The organism is Rhodovulum visakhapatnamense (assembly GCF_004365965.1).
GTDB lineage: Bacteria > Pseudomonadota > Alphaproteobacteria > Rhodobacterales > Rhodobacteraceae > Rhodovulum > Rhodovulum visakhapatnamense.
This window is the reverse complement of the sequence record NZ_SOEB01000014.1, coordinates 101,665-117,322: the sequence shown is the minus strand read 5'-3', so window position 1 is coordinate 117,322 and position 15,658 is coordinate 101,665. Positions and strand designations below refer to the sequence as shown.

13 protein-coding genes and 2 tRNA genes are annotated in these 15,658 nt (G+C 66.9%); 7 read left to right on the top strand and 8 right to left on the bottom strand.

What is annotated here, in order from left to right; genetic code table 11:
- The 3 genes from EV657_RS13565 to EV657_RS13555 form a co-directional block, all read right to left on the bottom strand.
- Nucleotides 1-155 (bottom strand): transposase (locus EV657_RS13565; RefSeq protein WP_134077675.1); only part of this gene is annotated, 155 nt, incomplete at its 3' end.
- A gap of 251 nt (nucleotides 156-406) precedes the next feature.
- A complete protein-coding gene (locus tag EV657_RS13560; protein ID WP_208323271.1) occupies nucleotides 407-2,428 on the bottom strand; it encodes an ATP-binding protein in 2,022 nt (673 codons plus the stop codon).
- A 365-nt stretch (nucleotides 2,429-2,793) separates the two neighbouring features.
- Nucleotides 2,794-2,870: transfer RNA gene (locus tag EV657_RS13555), tRNA-Arg, on the bottom strand.
- A 620-nt stretch (nucleotides 2,871-3,490) separates the two neighbouring features.
- Between EV657_RS13555 and EV657_RS13550 the strand changes: the two genes are divergently transcribed.
- A tRNA-Ile gene (locus EV657_RS13550) sits at nucleotides 3,491-3,563 on the top strand.
- Between the two features lie 422 nt (nucleotides 3,564-3,985).
- A complete protein-coding gene (gene mce, locus EV657_RS13545) occupies nucleotides 3,986-4,390 on the top strand; it encodes a methylmalonyl-CoA epimerase (RefSeq protein WP_075785302.1) in 405 nt (134 codons plus the stop codon).
- A gap of 44 nt (nucleotides 4,391-4,434) precedes the next feature.
- Here the strand turns inward: mce and plsY are convergent, their stop codons facing one another.
- The 4 genes from plsY to EV657_RS13525 are packed head-to-tail and all read right to left on the bottom strand — an operon-like array spanning nucleotide 4,435 to nucleotide 7,720.
- Complete coding sequence (gene plsY, locus EV657_RS13540) at nucleotides 4,435-5,046, bottom strand: glycerol-3-phosphate 1-O-acyltransferase PlsY (protein WP_075785303.1); 612 nt, start codon at nucleotides 5,044-5,046, stop codon at nucleotides 4,435-4,437.
- Nucleotides 5,047-5,050: 4 nt separating this feature from the next.
- Nucleotides 5,051-6,325, bottom strand: a complete 1,275-nt coding sequence (gene pyrC / locus EV657_RS13535) for a dihydroorotase (RefSeq protein ID WP_113670288.1) — start codon at nucleotides 6,323-6,325, stop codon at nucleotides 5,051-5,053.
- On the bottom strand, nucleotides 6,322-6,768 hold the full coding sequence (locus EV657_RS13530; RefSeq protein ID WP_113670289.1) for a hypothetical protein: 447 nt from the start codon (nucleotides 6,766-6,768) through the stop codon (nucleotides 6,322-6,324). Before EV657_RS13530 ends, pyrC begins: the two co-directional genes overlap by 4 nt.
- Nucleotides 6,761-7,720: an aspartate carbamoyltransferase catalytic subunit gene (locus EV657_RS13525; protein WP_075785306.1), complete on the bottom strand. Its 960-nt coding sequence runs from the start codon at nucleotides 7,718-7,720 to the stop codon at nucleotides 6,761-6,763. The genes EV657_RS13530 and EV657_RS13525 overlap by 8 nt, the downstream gene beginning before the upstream one ends.
- A gap of 98 nt (nucleotides 7,721-7,818) precedes the next feature.
- Here EV657_RS13525 and EV657_RS13520 point away from each other — a divergent pair, with 98 nt between their 5' ends.
- The 5 genes from EV657_RS13520 (at nucleotide 7,819) to EV657_RS13500 (ending at nucleotide 14,729) form a co-directional block, all read left to right on the top strand.
- Complete coding sequence (locus EV657_RS13520) at nucleotides 7,819-8,598, top strand: uracil-DNA glycosylase (protein WP_134078291.1); 780 nt, start codon at nucleotides 7,819-7,821, stop codon at nucleotides 8,596-8,598.
- On the top strand, nucleotides 8,595-9,224 hold the full coding sequence (locus EV657_RS13515; RefSeq protein ID WP_243837610.1) for a LysE family translocator: 630 nt from the start codon (nucleotides 8,595-8,597) through the stop codon (nucleotides 9,222-9,224). The genes EV657_RS13520 and EV657_RS13515 overlap by 4 nt, the downstream gene beginning before the upstream one ends.
- Before the next feature lie 2 nt (nucleotides 9,225-9,226).
- A complete protein-coding gene (gene moaB / locus EV657_RS13510) occupies nucleotides 9,227-9,769 on the top strand; it encodes a molybdenum cofactor biosynthesis protein B (protein ID WP_075785309.1) in 543 nt (180 codons plus the stop codon).
- 108 nt (nucleotides 9,770-9,877) lie between these two features.
- On the top strand, nucleotides 9,878-11,341 hold the full coding sequence (locus EV657_RS13505; protein WP_134078288.1) for an efflux RND transporter periplasmic adaptor subunit: 1,464 nt from the start codon (nucleotides 9,878-9,880) through the stop codon (nucleotides 11,339-11,341).
- A gap of 4 nt (nucleotides 11,342-11,345) precedes the next feature.
- Nucleotides 11,346-14,729, top strand: a complete 3,384-nt coding sequence (locus tag EV657_RS13500) for an efflux RND transporter permease subunit (RefSeq protein WP_134078286.1) — start codon at nucleotides 11,346-11,348, stop codon at nucleotides 14,727-14,729.
- A gap of 24 nt (nucleotides 14,730-14,753) precedes the next feature.
- Here the strand turns inward: EV657_RS13500 and EV657_RS13495 are convergent, their stop codons facing one another.
- Complete coding sequence (locus tag EV657_RS13495; RefSeq protein WP_134078284.1) at nucleotides 14,754-15,581, bottom strand: protein-disulfide reductase DsbD domain-containing protein; 828 nt, start codon at nucleotides 15,579-15,581, stop codon at nucleotides 14,754-14,756.
- Between the last annotated feature and the right edge of the window lie 77 nt (nucleotides 15,582-15,658).

The window sequence follows — 15,658 nt, the reverse complement described above, 5'->3', positions numbered from 1 at the left end:
CGAGGCGCATCGCACCAGCGCAACCCATTGCGATTGATGAAGATTATTCCGCTCAACACGCGCCGATCATCGACCCGCGGCTTGCCATGGCTCTTCGGAAAGAACGGCTTCAACCGCTCCATCTGCTCGTCGGTCAGCCAGAAAAGGTTGCTCATCATCACCCACCGTCAGTCCGGGAGCTTGAATCATTCAGCCGTAGCGGTTTCAAGCAGATCAATGGGTCCTGAGCCTAAGGCGAGATGAGAGGGGCAGAAAGTGGTTTTTTGTTAAATCGCTAGCGCGCAAAGGCTTCCCCAACGAGATCAGAGAGGCGCCTGATTTCCCATACGCCCAATGAGACGTGAATCCCAATCGGCGGTAAGCTTCCGGCACGCATGCAAGCGGTACCTCAGAACTCTGACTGCCGCTACCCTTTGCTGAAGAAGCTCTCGCCCGAGATGCCTGCCTTATCGAAGAAGGCTTGATTGCGCGCGCGGGCGTCGCCGATCAACTGATCCCAGCCCAAGAGCTCTATGGAACCGTGGAATCCGCTGTTAGGTCGGTATATCCTGCCGCGTCCGTCAGCCGTGCGCTGCCAGGAGTACGTCCAAGTGTCCATCTTCCCCACGATATCTGCCACTATGTAGCAGTAGAAGATCGTATTGTTGTCGAGCGAAATTGGACGTCCCCGAACGTCAGATAGCCCCCCGGATTGTAGCTGCTTGACGTAACGCTCAACCTGAAACTGGGGATTCTCGTCGTCAGCGTAACTCGTCCGCCCTGGGCGTTTAAACTCAACCAACAAAACCTTCGACGGTTCTTCAGTCTGCCGCAGGCCGTGTACGTAGTCGAAAATCAGGACGTCAGGGCGCTCGTCACTTTCAAGCGCTTCTGAGAGCTTGCGAAACTCTACGTCCGAGCTGAAATATTGGGCGAATGTTAGGCGCTCATCTACGATCCAGAGGTCGTGAGACGCTGCAGGCTCGACCTTGCTTCCACCGCCTTCAATCGTCTTGATCCGGAGGGGGCAGATGAATGAGTGAAGGATGTCTTCACGCTGATATGAGCTGTCTCGCGTGTCGTCCCGGACTTTCTCAAGCAATATCTCGATGAAATCGAGGACCACTTTCCGGCGCACGATGTATTCGGCGAGGCTCCTCTGCTCCGCGTTCTCTATTGCCTCGCTGGCGTCCGCGATTGCTTCGCTAAATGTGCCAATGTCGACACCGCCTTCCTTCAAGCGGCTTAGCACACCCCGGATCTTTTCAGCTTGCCGCTCATCCCGGCGGAACCGCTCACGTGCAAGATGACCATAGATGGCGTCGGCCTTTAGCTCGCCCGACGGCACCCTGTCCTGTAACTCTTCAAGATCCCCAAAGGCCACTGATGGGTAGGTGGCTGTGATGGTCTCGATGGTGCCTCTTTGTTCGCCTTTCAGCTTGGCCAGTGGTTCTGACAGAAAACCCTCAATCTTCGCAAAACAGACGTCGTTTATCATTCGATCAATGATAACATCCTCGAAAACGAATGCCGTACGCTCCTGATTGACGTTCTGATCCAGATAATCTCCGGTCAGAATTGCGTGAAATACTCGGTCATTTGCTTCGCCAAAGTAGGCAAGCCCGAGCTTGCCGTCGATGCACTGTGAGTGGACAGTCCTATCGTGCGCAATGAAGTGGACAAAGTGCCTGCCTTTAAGATCAGAGCTGGCGATTTTGTCGCATTCCATCAGAGTTAGGTGGAGGAAACCGTAATCTTCAGTCTCAATCGGCTCCGGCGTTTCGTCTCGATGTACGATCTCGGAAATCGCGCTTGGATATTCCCGCGTTTCGTCTCCAACATGGACGGTGACCTGCGGGCTGCGACCGCCGATAAACGCTGGGAGGAAATGAGAAGTAAGATGCTGAAAGACGAAGCTACCGCGGCCCGGGAAATTTGACAGGTAGCCGTTGTTGCGGAGGTTAGAAAACTTGACGTGGAATGTGCTGTCCGTCGAATCTTCGACCCCCTCCACTGTGAGGTCTTCGATTTGGTCTTCGAGCGCCAGCCGGAACTTAAATGAACGCCGATGACGCCCTCCGTCACCGTTCACATACACCGAGCTAATACGGATGTCTTGGAAGCAATCCAGCCAGATCAGGCGACCAACACCTTTGCCACCGGCTTCAATTTTGTTGTCAGTATCAGTCGTGGTGAATGCTTCCCAGTTTTTGTCCGTCAATCCGTATCCGTTGTCTTCGACGGTTGCCCAGACGTCGTCTTTATTGCGATTGGTATTCACCGTCACAACAACCCGCCCGTCAGCCGCGACCCGATCTCCGTATCGCTCTTGTGTTGAGTGAATAGCATTGCTGACTGCCTCGAATAGCGGCTGCATCGCCCCGGCTACGTTCGTCGGCTTGGGTAGCCGCTCTATACGTTTAACGAGATTTGGTCGGAGGGAAGTCATTGAATCATCACCGCTAACAGTCTGAACACAATGAATAGCGGTCTGAGGCAAGGCACGTCCACCGCAATCCTGGTCCGAATTCATCCCACAGGAGCAGATTTCTAGTGCAAAGTGCCTGACCGCAGCCACTTAGCTAACTACCACAAGACGCAGCCTCGCGTACCGCTGGCCGAACGTGACACCACGGCGAGACAGGCGCTGATCAGACCTCTAGGTTTTCATGAAGCGGCGCACCCGCGCTGCGGGTGCAAATGAGGTGTTTGCCCTCTAGCGGCGGGCAAACCGAGCCTGGGCAAAACGGCACCCAAGGGGCACATCGTGACCCGAAAGGACAAATGCCCTGACTATCGACATAGTGATGCAATTGGCGGCCCCTGAAGGACTCGAACCCTCGGCCGTCCGCTTAGAAGGCGGATGCTCTATCCAGCTGAGCTAAGGGGCCACGGTTCGACGTTTAAACGTCGCCGTCGGTTTGGACAAGCCGCCAAACCTCTGGCCGGGTCTCCGTTCTTGCCTTGGCCGCGTCCCTCCTCGTACGCTCGCAGTCGAAGAAAATGTCGTCTCCTGGCTGGCGATGGACACCACCGCAACGGCGGCAAGGTTTGTCTTTCGCGACATAGAGACGCTCGCCCGTCGCCCATGCCTTCGCGCGCTCTGCATCGGGCGCGGGAACGCCTAGGTCGCTGCGCTGGTAAGCGTGGCAAGACAACGTCACGGCCGCGCGCGCCGGCCTCGATCCGCGGCCGGAAACCGTCGGCAACGCGGTTTCGTCTTGCCTCCTCTCTCCGGGAGGCCGAAGCCCCCGCGGGTTCGGACCTGCGGCTCACCGGCCAAGGCAGGGCGGTCGTGACGCCGTCGTCGGGGGGCGAGCCCTTGTTCGCAGGGGGGGGCGCGGACGGTTTGGATGATCCACCCAGTTAAGAACAGGTGCCGAGGCCGGTAGGTCGGCAAGTGTCCTGGTCGTCCGACGCGCCGGTAGACCGAATTGGCCGGAAAGTCGGATCGAATGGTCGAACACTCTTGGCGTCACAGCTAAATTGCTGTACCGGACGACCGCTCCTGGGGGGATTAGCTCAATGGTCAGAGCAGGGCGCTCATAACGCCTTGGTTGGGGGTTCAAGTCCCTCATCCCCTAGGGGAGAGGTTTCGATAACTGATATTTAAGCAAAGGCTTGCGGAGCGAAGTTGATCTCCCGGCATTGGTGCCGACGTCCCCGGGGACCGGGCTTCGGCGCTTATCGTGTTTGACAGAGGCCTTGCGTTGCTTCCGGCCAGAGATGCAAGCGCGTATGAGCGAGGCGCGAGGAACCCGACAAAAACCGTAGTAGAAAAATCGACCGTTTCATTGGTGAACTGGCCCCCATTTCGACCGGACACTTGGGCATGACCATGGAGGCTTGGGCATGCCTGTCTTCCATAAGGGGGGCCCGTGCAGCCCGGCACGGCCGGGGATGGCGGACGCTGCGGCCCTGCCAAAGGCTCGCGCCGTCCGCAGGGGCTTGCGCCGCGCTGCGGCAGGGCGGATAAACCGGCCGCACATCATCAGGAGGACAAAGGATGATCGGCCGTCTCAATCATGTCGCCATCGCCGTGCCCGATCTCGAGGCCGCCTCGGCGCAATATGCCGATACCCTGGGGGCCAAGGTCGGAACGCCGCAGGACGAGCCCGATCACGGCGTGACCGTGGTCTTCATCGAACTGCCCAACACCAAGATCGAACTGCTTTACCCGCTGGGCGAGGCGAGCCCGATCCAGGGCTTCCTCGACAAGAATCCCTCGGGCGGCATCCATCATATCTGCTACGAGGTCGAGGATATCCTGGCCGCCCGCGACCGGCTGAAGGCGCAGGGCGCGCGGGTTCTGGGCTCGGGCGAGCCGAAGATCGGCGCCCATGGCAAGCCCGTGCTGTTCCTGCATCCCAAGGACTTCAACGGCACGCTGATCGAGCTGGAACAGGTCTGAGCCCAAAGTCCGAACCCGGAAAGGCCTGCGCCTCGGCGCGGGCCTCAGCCGGTCTTGCGGCCGATCTTCGGTTCGGTCCCGGCCAGAAGGCGGCGAATGTTGGCATGATGGCGGATGAAGATCAGGACCGCCAGCACCGCCGTCAACAAGACGACCTCGGCGCGGTTCAGCACGATGGCCCAGACCGGCGTAAGCGCCGCCGCGGCCAGCGCCGAGAGCGAGGAATAGCGCAGCGCCGCCGCGACCGCGGCCCAGGTGGCGCAGGCGGCGATCCCCACGGGCCAGGCCAGCGCCAGGATCGTGCCGAGGAAGGTCGCGACCCCCTTGCCGCCCTTGAAGCCCAGATAGACCGGGAAGAGGTGGCCCAGGAAGGCCGCGCCGCCCGCGATCTGGGCCGCGTCCTCGCCCGCCAGCGCCCGCGCGATCAGCACCGCGATCCCGCCCTTGCCCGCATCCAGCACCAGCGTCAGGAAGGCGGCCAGCTTGTTGCCGGTCCGCAGCACGTTGGTCGCGCCGATATTGCCCGACCCGATCTTGCGCAGATCCCCCAGCCCGAAAAGCCGGGCCATGACGAGGCCGAAGGGCACCGCCCCCAGCAGGTAGCCGCCGACCCCGAACAGCGCCAGCAGAAGAACGGAAGTGTCGAGCATCGGCATCGGGTCAGTCTCCGTCGTAGACGCGGGTCCCGGCGACCCAGGTGCCCAGCACGCGGCCTTGCATCCGGGCGCCGTCGAAAGGCGTGTTCTTCGATTTCGATTTCAGCGCAAAGCGGTCCAGCACGAAGGGCGCGTCGGGATCGAACAGCACCAGATCGGCCGGGGCGCCCCTGGCGAGCCGTCCGGTCGACAGGCCAAGCCGCCGCGACGGGTTCAGCGCCAGCGCGCGCCACAGCTGGGGCAGGGAGATCGCGCCCGCATGCACCAGCCGCATCGCGGCCGGCAGGAGGGTCTCCAGCCCGACCGCGCCCGAGGCGGCCTCTTCATAGGGCAGGCGCTTCGATTCCTCGTCCTGCGGCGTGTGCATCGACGAGATCACGTCGATCAGTCCCGAGGCCACGGCCTCGACCAGCGCCAGCCGGTCGGTTTCGGCCCGAAGCGGCGGCTTGACCTTGAAGAAGGTGCGGTAATCGCCGACGTCGAATTCGTTCAGCGTCAGGTGATGGATCGAGACGCCCGCGGTCACGTCGCGGCCATTGGCCTTGGCGCGGTCCAGCGCGGGCAGGGCGCGGGCGGTGGTGATCTGGTCGGCATGGTAGCGCACGCCGGTCAGCTCGACCAACGCCATGTCGCGGTCGAAGCCCATCCGCTCGGCGAGCGCGGGCACCGAGGGCAGGCCGCGCAGCGAGGCGAACTTGCCCGAGGTCGCGGCGGCGCCGCCCGACAGCCCGGGGTCCTGCGGATGCGCCATCACCAGCGCGCCCAGCGACCGGGCATAGGTCATCGCCCGGCTCAGCACCTTGGTGTCGGTCACCACATGATCGCCATCGGTGAAGGCCACGGCGCCTGCATCCAGCAGAAAGCCGATCTCGACCATCTCGCGGCCCTCGCGGCCCTTGGTCAGGGCGGCCATCGGCTTGATCCGGACCGGGCTCGCCTCGCGCGCGCGGCGGGTGACGAATTCCAGCACCTCGGGCGTGTCGATGGCGGGCAGGGTGTCGGGCCGGGTGACCATGGTGGTGACGCCGCCCGCGGCGGCGGCAAGCCCCGCGCTGCGGAAGCTTTCCTTGTGGCGCTCGCCCGGCTCGCAGATCTTCACCCCGATATCGACGATGCCGGGGGCAAGACAGGCGCCCTTGCAGTCGATCACCCGGTCGCAATCGGGCGGCGCGTCACGCCCCTGATCGAGGATCGTGCCGCCGCCCGTCAGCATCCAGCCGGGGGCGTCGGTGCCGGCCTCGGGGTCGATCAGGCGGGCGTTGGAAAAGACGGTTCTCATGCCTCGGCCCCTCCGGGGGCGGTTCTTGCCGCGTCGATCCGGGCCTTCACCCCGGCCGGATCGGCGAGGAACTTGATCAGATGCTTGTCGCCGCCCAGCGTGATCACCTGCGTCGCCGCGCCGATCACCCGGACCTTCGCGATGCTGGACAGACGCACGCGCCGCCCGCCCGGGCCCAGAAGGGCGCGGTCGGTCAGGGTCCAGCTTGCGCCCATCTCGTCGCCCATCAGGAAGGCGCCGCGCACCCCGATGGCCAGCACCGCCGCCACGATCCCGGCCCAGGGGTAGGGGTTGCCGGTCAGCGCCAGCAGACCCGTCGCACCGATCCCGGCAAGGACCGCGATCACCACATGGGCCTTGATATAAGCGGCACGGTCGCCCTGAAAGCGCAGCCGCACGGTCTCGCCCTCTTCCAGCGGCGTCTCGGCCTTGGGATCAAACATAGGTGCCCTCCCCGGCGGCGCGGGCCGCGCGCAGGTTGCGTGCCAGCAGATCCATGCAGGCCATCCGGACCGCGACCCCCATCTCGACCTGGTCCTGAATGACAGACCGGTTGATGTCGTCGGCCAGCGTCCCGTCGATCTCGACGCCCCGGTTCATCGGCCCCGGATGCATCACGATGGCGTCGTCCTTGGCATAGGCCAGCTTTTCGGCATCGAGCCCGAAGCGGTGGTAATATTCGCGCTCCGAGGGGATGAAGCCGCCATCCATCCGCTCTTTCTGCAGCCTCAGCATCATCACCACATCGGCGCCCTCGAGGCCCTCTTTCATGTCGTCATAGACCTCGACCCCCATATCGGCGGCCCCGGACGGGATCAGCGTCGGCGGCCCGATCAGCCGCACCCGGTTTTCCATCTTGCCCAGCAACAGGATGTTCGAGCGCGCCACCCGGCTATGGGCGATGTCGCCGCAGATCGCGACCGTCAGCCGCTGCAGCCGGCCCTTGGCGCGGCGGATCGTCAGCCCGTCCAGCAGCGCCTGGGTCGGGTGTTCGTGCCGCCCGTCGCCCGCGTTCAGCACCGCGCAATTGACCTTCTGCGCCAGCAGGTCGACCGCGCCCGAATGCGGGTGGCGCACCACCAGCAGATCGGGATGCATGGCGTTCAGCGTCAGCGCCGTGTCGATCAGGGTCTCGCCCTTTTTGATCGAACTGGCCTGCATCGCCATGTTCATCACGTCGGCGCCAAGCCGCTTGCCCGCGATCTCGAAACTCGACTGGGTCCGGGTCGAGGCTTCGAAGAACATGTTGATCTGGGTCAGCCCCGCCAGCACATCGGCGTGCTTGGTCGCGCCGCGGCTGAGGTCGACATAGGTTTCGGCCAGATCGAGGATGATGCGAACATCCCAGGGGCTGAGATGTTCGATGCCAAGCAGGTGACGCGCGCGAAATTCCATGGGGCCTCCGACCTGAGTGGCCCGCTTATAGAAACGGGGGGCCGCGCGGGCAAGGGAGGCATTGCCGAAGCCCCCTGCGGCGGCATAGCCTAGGCGCCATGGAACCCGCATTGACCCCGCAGGACGCTCTGGCGCTTCTGGCCTGGCAGGTGGAACTCGGCGCGACCGAGGCCATCGGCGAGAGCCCGGTGAACCGCTATGAGGAAGTCCGGCCCGCCCCGGCGCCCAGGCCCGTGGCAGCCGCCGTCGCGCCCGCGACCCGGCCCGCGGCGGTCGACCCGGTGGCGCTGGCGCGCGCGGCGGCGGCCGCGGCGCAGGATCTGGAAGGGCTGGCGGCGGCGATGGCCGCCTATGAGGCATGCGAGCTGAAGAAGGGCGCGCGGAACCTCGTCTTTTCCGACGGCCATCCGAAAGCGCGGGTGATGGTGATCGGCGAGGCGCCGGGCCGGGACGAGGACCTGCAGGGCAAGCCCTTCGTGGGCCGCGCCGGGCAGCTTCTGGACCTGATGTTCGCGCAGATCGGGCTGGGGCGCGCCGATCCTGCGGCCGAGCGCGCGCTTTACATCACCAATGTCCTGCCCTGGCGCCCGCCGCAGAATCGCGATCCCGAGGCGCAGGAGGTGGCGATGATGCTGCCCTTCCTCGAACGCCATGTGGCGCTTGCCGATCCCGACATCCTCGTGCTGATGGGCAACCATTCCTGCGGCGCGCTTCTGGGCCGGAAGGGCATCACCCGGCTGCGCGGCCACTGGGTCGAGGCGCTGGGCCGGCCCGCGCTGCCGATGTTTCACCCGGCCTATCTGCTGCGCAATCCCCATGCCAAGCGCGATGCCTGGCACGATCTGCTGATGCTGCAGGCGCGGCTGAGGGGCGGATGATGGGGCCGGTCGATCCCCTGACGCTGGCGGCCTTCGTGCCGGCGGCGCTGGCCCTGAACCTGACGCCCGGGGCCGACATGATGTTCTGTCTGGGGCAGGGGCTGCGCGGCGGCCCGCGCGCGGCGCTGGCGGCCGATCTCGGGATCGCGCTGGGCTGTTTCGTCCATGTCACGCTGGCGGGGCTTGGGCTCGGCGCCGTGGTGGCGGCGGTCCCGGGCTCGTTCGAGGCGATCCGCTGGGCGGGCGTCGCCTATCTGCTTTGGCTGGCCTGGGGGGCGCTCCGGCACGGGGCGCTGGCGCCGGGCCTGCCCGCGGTCACCCCCCGCCGGGCCTTCCGCGAGGCGCTGGCGGTGAACCTCACCAATCCCAAGGTGATCCTCTTCGTGCTGGCCTTTCTGCCTCAATTCGTGGTGGCCGAGCGCGGCGCGGTGCTGGCGCAATTCCTGATCCTGGGGGCTGTGCTGTCGCTCGGGGGCTTCATCGTCAACGGCGCGGTCGGGGTCTTCGCCGGGCGGGCGCGGCAGGTCCTGAGCGGCTCGCGCGCGGTCGAGCGCGCACTTGGCGTCGTTTCGGCGGCGATCTTCACGGCGCTGGCGGTGCGGCTGGCGGTTCTGCAAAAGGGGTAGGCATGGCAGGTATCGACGGGACCAGGGAGTTCGTCCCGGTCAGGATCGCGGTCCTGACCGTGTCGGACACGCGCGGGCTGGCCGAGGACCGGTCTGGCCAGACGCTGGCCGACCGGATCGAGGCGGCGGGGCATATTCTGGCCGATCGCAAGATCCTGAAGGACGAGCGCGCCGAGATCGCGGACCAGCTGCGCGCCTGGTGTGCCGATCCCGAAATCGACGTGGTGATCTCGACCGGGGGCACCGGGCTGACCGGGCGCGACGTGACCGTCGAGGCCCATCGCGACGTCTACGAGAAGGAGATCGAGGCCTTCGCGACGCTCTTCACCCTGGTGTCCTTCGGCAAGATCGGCACGTCTGCGGTGCAAAGCCGGGCCACCGGCGGCGTCGCCCAGGGCACGTATCTCTTCGCGCTGCCGGGCAGTACCGGCGCCTGCAAGGATGCCTGGGACGAAATTCTGGTGCATCAGCTCGACTATCGCCACCCTCCCTGCAATTTCGTCGAGATCTTTCCGCGACTCGACGAACACCGCCGACGGAAATAGGTATATTCGCCATAGTGAATGTGTGCCCCGTTGCGGCCGCCCGGGCGTTTCTGTCGGGCGCCGTGGCAGGCGGCCTTGCGACCCGATGCGACGGGAAAGGACGGTTCGATGCGTTTCCTCCGCCGCAGCCTCACGGGGCTGTTCCTGCTGGCCCTGACGCTTGGGCTGCTGGCCTATGCGGCGGCGACGCTGCGGTCAGCCATCGACGCGCGCCGGTCCGACCGGCCCAAGGCGCCGCCCGTGGCCGAGCGGGTCTTCTCGGTCAATGTCGTCCCGCTCCGCCCCCGGACCGTGACGCCCGAGCTGACCGCCTTCGGCGAGATCCGCTCGCGCCGCAGCCTCGAGCTTCGGGCCGAGGCCAGCGGCCGGGTGGTCTATCTGCATCCCGCTTTCGAGGAGGGCGGGCGGGTCGCGGCGGGCGATCTGCTGCTGCGGGTCGATCCGGCCGATGCGACCTCGGCCCGGGATCTGGCGCGGGCCGATCTGAGCCAGGCCGAGGCCGATCTGCGCGATGCCAGGCGGCGCCTCGATCTGGCTCATGACGAACTGACCGCGACCGAGCTGCAGGCCGGGTTGCGGCAGAAGGCGTTGGGTCGCCAGAAGGATCTGCGCGGGCGCGGTGTCGGCACCGATGCCGCGGTCGAAGAGGCAGAGCTGACGGCCGCCGCCGCCGATCAGGCGGTGGTGTCCCGCCGCCAGGCGCTGGCCCAGGCCGAGATCGGGCTTGAAACGGCCTTGACCGCGCTGGCCCGGGCCCGGATCGCGCTGGGCGATGCCGAACGGGCACTGGCCGATACCGAACTGCGCGCGGCCTTTTCCGGCACGCTGATCGATGTGAGCCTGGTCGAGGGCGGGCTGGTCGGGGCCAATGAACGGGTGGCCGACCTGATCGACGTCTCGGCGCTGGAGGCCGGGGTGCGGGTCTCGACCGCCGAGTTCAGCCGCCTGCTGGACGAGAGGGGCGCGTTGCGGCCGCTGCCGGTGACGGTGACGCTCGATGTCTACGGCGCCAACCTGACCGCGCGGGGGGTGCTGTCGCGCGAAAGCGGGGCGGTGCCAGATGGCCAGGTCGGGCGGCTGGTCTATGCCCGGCTCGACGACGCGCCGGGCTTCCGGCCGGGCGATTTCGTGACGCTCCGGGTCGAGGAACCCGCGCTGGAGGATGTCGCGGTCCTGCCCGCCACCGCGCTGGACGCGGCGAACGAGATTCTGGTGCTGGACGCCGAAGACCGGCTGGAGGCGGTGCCGGTCACGCTGCTGCACCGTCAGGGCGACCGGGTGCTCCTGCGCGCGCCCGGGCTTGCGGGCCGCGAGGCGGTGGCCGAACGCTCGCCGCTTCTGGGGGCGGGCATCAGGGTGCGCCCGCTGCGCCCCGACGCCGCCGCCGAACCGGACGACGCGACAGAGGCGACGGTCGAGCTCAGCCCCGAACGCCGCGCCGCGCTGATCACCTTCGTCGAGACCAGCCCGGCCCTGCCGCAGGAGGCGCGCGCCCGGATCCGCGCCCAGCTCGACCAGCCGCGTGTGCCCGCGCAACTGGTCGAACGGCTTGAAACCCGGATGGGGGGCTAGGCCGGTGCCGGGCCGGGTTGCCAGCGCCGCGGGCGGGCTTCTGTCCTATTTCACCCGCCACCGGACGGCGGCGAACCTGCTGTTGCTGCTGCTGATCGTGGCCGGTCTCTTTGCCGCGCCGCGGATGCGGGCGCAGTTCTTTCCCGACGTGATCGTCGAGACGGTCTCGGTCTCGGTGATCTGGGAGGGCGCGGGGCCCGAAGAGGTCGATGCCGGGATCGTGCAACTGCTGGAACCGGAACTCCGCGCGGTCGAGGGGGTGGAAGAGACCGCGTCGCAATCGGTCGAGGGCTTGGCCACCATCACCCTCGATTTCGAGCCCGGCTGGGACATGGCGCGGGCCACCAACGACGTGCAGGCCGCGGTCGATGCCGAAACCGACCTGCCCGAAGAGGCCGAAGAGCCCGAGGTGACGCGCGGCGCCTGGCGCGACCGGGTGACCGATGTGGTGATCACCGGCCCGGTCGCGGTGGACCAGATCGGGCGGCTGGCCGACGAGCTGGTCGACCGGCTGTTCGCCGCGGGCATCACCCGCAGCACGATCCGCGGCCTCGCCGCGCCCGAGACGCTGGTCGAGGTGCCCTCGATCGAGCTCATGCGCCATGACATCACCATGGCCGAGATCGCTGCCGTTTTGGCCGCCGAGGCCGAGACCGCGCCCGCGGGCGATGTCTCGGGCGGCAATACGAGGGTCCGGACCGGGATCGAGAAGCGCAGCGCGGCCAGCATCGCCGGCATCGTCCTGCGCTCCTATCCGGACGGCTCCAAGCTGACCGTGGGCGATCTGGCCGAGATCCGGGTCGAGGGCGCCGACCGCGACCGCGCCTATTTCGTCGGCCCCGACCCGGCGATTTCGCTCCGGGTCGACCGCTCGGACCGGGGCGACGCCATCGAGATGGAGGCCGTGGTGCGCGCCGTCGTGGCCGGGATGACGCCGTCGCTGCCCGAGGGCGTGCGCATCGACCTGATCCAGACCCAGGCCGATTATATCGCCGGGCGGCTCGACATCCTGCTCGGCAACGGGCTGATGGGGCTCGGGCTGGTGCTGGGGCTGTTGTTCCTGTTTCTGAACGCGCGCACCGCCTTCTGGGTGGCGGCGGGCATTCCGGTCGCCATGCTGGCCACCGCCGCGCTGATGTTCGCGGCCGGGCTGACGATCAACATGATCTCGCTTTTCGCGCTGATCATCACCCTCGGGATCGTGGTCGACGATGCCATCGTGGTGGGCGAGCATGCCGATTTCCGCGCCCGCCATCTGGGCGAGCCGCCGGTGCTGGCCGCCGAGAACGCCGCCCGCCGGATGGCCGCGCCGGTCTTTTCGGCGACGCTGACCACCATCGTCGCCTTCTATGCGCTGGTGGTGATCGGCGGGCGCATGGGGCATCTGATCGCCGATATTCCCTTCACCGTGATCGCGGTGCTGACCGCCTCGTTGGTGGAATGCTTCCTGATCCTGCCCAATCACATGGTCCATGCGCTGGCCCATTCGGCCAAGGAGCATTGGTATGACTGGCCGTCGCGCCAGTTCAACCGGGGGTTCCGGCGGTTCCGCGAAGGCCCGTTCCGCCGCCTGATGCGGCTGGTGATCCGGGGCCGCTATCCGGTGATGGCGGGCTGCCTGCTGCTGCTGGCGGTGCAGGTGGCGGCGGTGATCCGGGGCGATGTGCCCTGGCGGTTCTTCAACGCCCCCGAAGAGCGGTCGGTCACCGGCAATTTCATGATGCTTTCCGGCGCCGACCGGGCCGATACCGCCGCGATGATGGCCGAGCTGCAGCGCGCGGCCGAGGCGGTCGGGGCGCGCTATGCGGCGGAATATGGCAGCGACCCCGTGACCTATGCGCTGGCCGAGATGGGCGGCAATGCCGGGCGCGGGCTGGCCGGGGCCGAGATCAAGGACCCGGACCTTCTGGGGGCGATTTCGCTTGAACTGATCGACGCCGATGCCCGGCCCTATTCCTCCTTCGACTTCGTGCGCGCGCTTCAGGACGAGGTGCGGCCCCATCCCAAGGTGGAAAGCCTCAGTTTCCGCAGCTGGCGGGCCGGGCCGGGGGGCGATGCGCTCGATGTCCAGTTTTTCGGCGCCGAGGCGCGGGTGCTGAAGGCCGCGGCCGAACGGCTGAAGGCCGAGCTTGCGCGCTTTGGCGAGGTCTCGGCGCTGGAAGACAGCCTGGCCTATGACAAGGAAGAGGCGGTCTTGGATCTGACCGCCCAGGGTGCGGCGCTGGGCTTCACGATCGAGGATCTGGGCCGGGTGCTGCGCCACCGCATCAACGGGATCGAGGCCGCGACCTATCCCGAGGGGCCGCGTTCGGCCACGATCCGGGTCGAGCTGCCCGAGGCCGAGTTGACCGCCGATTTCCTCGACCGGATGCAGGTGCGCAGCCCCGAGGGCGTCTATCTGCCGCTGGCCGATCTGGTCACGGTCGAGCGCCGCACCGGGTTTTCCTCGGTCCGGCGCGAAAACGGGCTGCGGGTGGTCACGGTCACCGGCGATCTGTCCGAGGACGACCCGGCGCGCGCCGCCGAAATCTCGACCCGGCTGAAAGACGCGATCCTGCCCGCGATCGAGCGCGATCTGGGCGTCTCCTGGCGGCTGGGCGGGCTGTCGGAACAGGAAAAGGACTTTCTTGCCGATGCGCGGCTGGGCTTCGGGCTGTGCCTTGTCGGGATCTACCTGATTCTGGCCTGGATCTTCTCCAGCTGGACCCGGCCGGTCGTGGTGATGGCGATCATTCCCTTCGGGCTGGTCGGCGCGATCTGGGGCCACGCGCAATGGGATGTGCCGCTGTCGATGTTCACCGTCGTCGGGCTGATCGGCATGACCGGGATCATCATCAACGATTCCATCGTGCTGGTCAGTACGGTCGACGAATATGCCGACCGGCGCGGGCTGGTGCCCGCCATCGTCGATGCGACCGCCGACCGGCTGCGGCCGGTGGTGCTGACGACGCTGACCACGGTGCTGGGGCTCGCGCCGCTTCTGTTCGAGACCTCGCAGCAGGCCCAGTTCCTCAAGCCGACGGTCATCACGCTGGTCTACGGGCTTGGCTTCGGGGTCGGGCTGGTGCTGCTGGTGGTGCCGTCCCTGCTGGCGATGCAGCAGGATCTCGGGCGGCAGGTCGGCGCCCTGCGCCGGGCGCTGGGCGGGCGCGGGCGTCGGGCGATGCCGGTCCCGGCGCGGGCCGCGTTCGGGATGGCCGGGGTATTCTCGGGGACGCTTTTGCCCGAACTGCTGGGGGGCGGGCTGCCGGGGATCTGGCTGGCGCTGGTGCCGCCGCTGGCCGCCCTTCCGGCGCCGCTTGCGGCGTTTATTCTGTTCGTCTGCGGAAGCGCTTTGATCCTGGCGCTGGCCATCGCCGTCGCGCTGGTCGAGGGCCGCAAGTCCTGAGAGGGGCCTGAGAGGGCCGGGCGCTCAGCGCGCCCCGCCGCAGCCCTGAATGTCGACCGCGCGGTCCTGGCCCAGAAGCGTGATCCGCACCAAAGAGCGGTCGAGCGCGAAGGGCGTCCCGTCCGCGGGCACGATGTCCGATCGCGCGACCAACAAACTACCCTCGCGGTTCATCTCGGTCTCGGCGACCCAGATCGAGGGGTCGGGCAGTTCGAACACCGCGGTTTCGTCGCCGCCCAGCGGCGGCACCTCGATCCGCGCGGTCAGCCGAAGCCCGTCCGCGATCGGCTCGACCTCGCAGGCCACCCGTCCGACACGGGCCGCGCGCGCATCAAGCGGCTGGGCTGCCAGCGCGGCCCGGATCGGCGCGGCACGGCTTTCACCCGGCAACCGTTCGTCGAGCCTGAGCTCCATCGGCATGCAGATGTCGTGGCAGACCCCCAGGTCGATCCGCGCCCGGATCTCCATCGGGCGCCCGGGCTCGCCGGGCGTCACCTCGATCGGCAGGACCAGATCGTCGACATAGCCGATGGTGCGCATCCCGTTCGACGAGAACACGGTGGGCCGCGGCCAGTGCAGCCGCACCGCCGCGACATTCTTCGACCCGTGCCAGTCGAACCGGGGCGGGATGCCCGCATCGCCCGGCGCGCGCCAGTAGGTCTTCCAGCCCGGCGCGAGGGTCAGATGCAGCGCGGCCATGTAGGTGCCGCGGTCGGTCTGCCAGCCGGGCAGGATCTCGCCGCTGACCACGCTGTCCGGGGGCAGGGCGGTCTCTGCCCGGGCGGGGGAGGTCAGGGCCTGGGCCGCAAGGATCAGGGCGGCGGCGATCGGAACGAACAGATTTCTTGCCATGGCGCCCAAGATAGGCGCTCTGTCCCCGGCGCGGAATCACAAAGCGGCGAGAGAACGCCACAATTGCGGAACCGTGC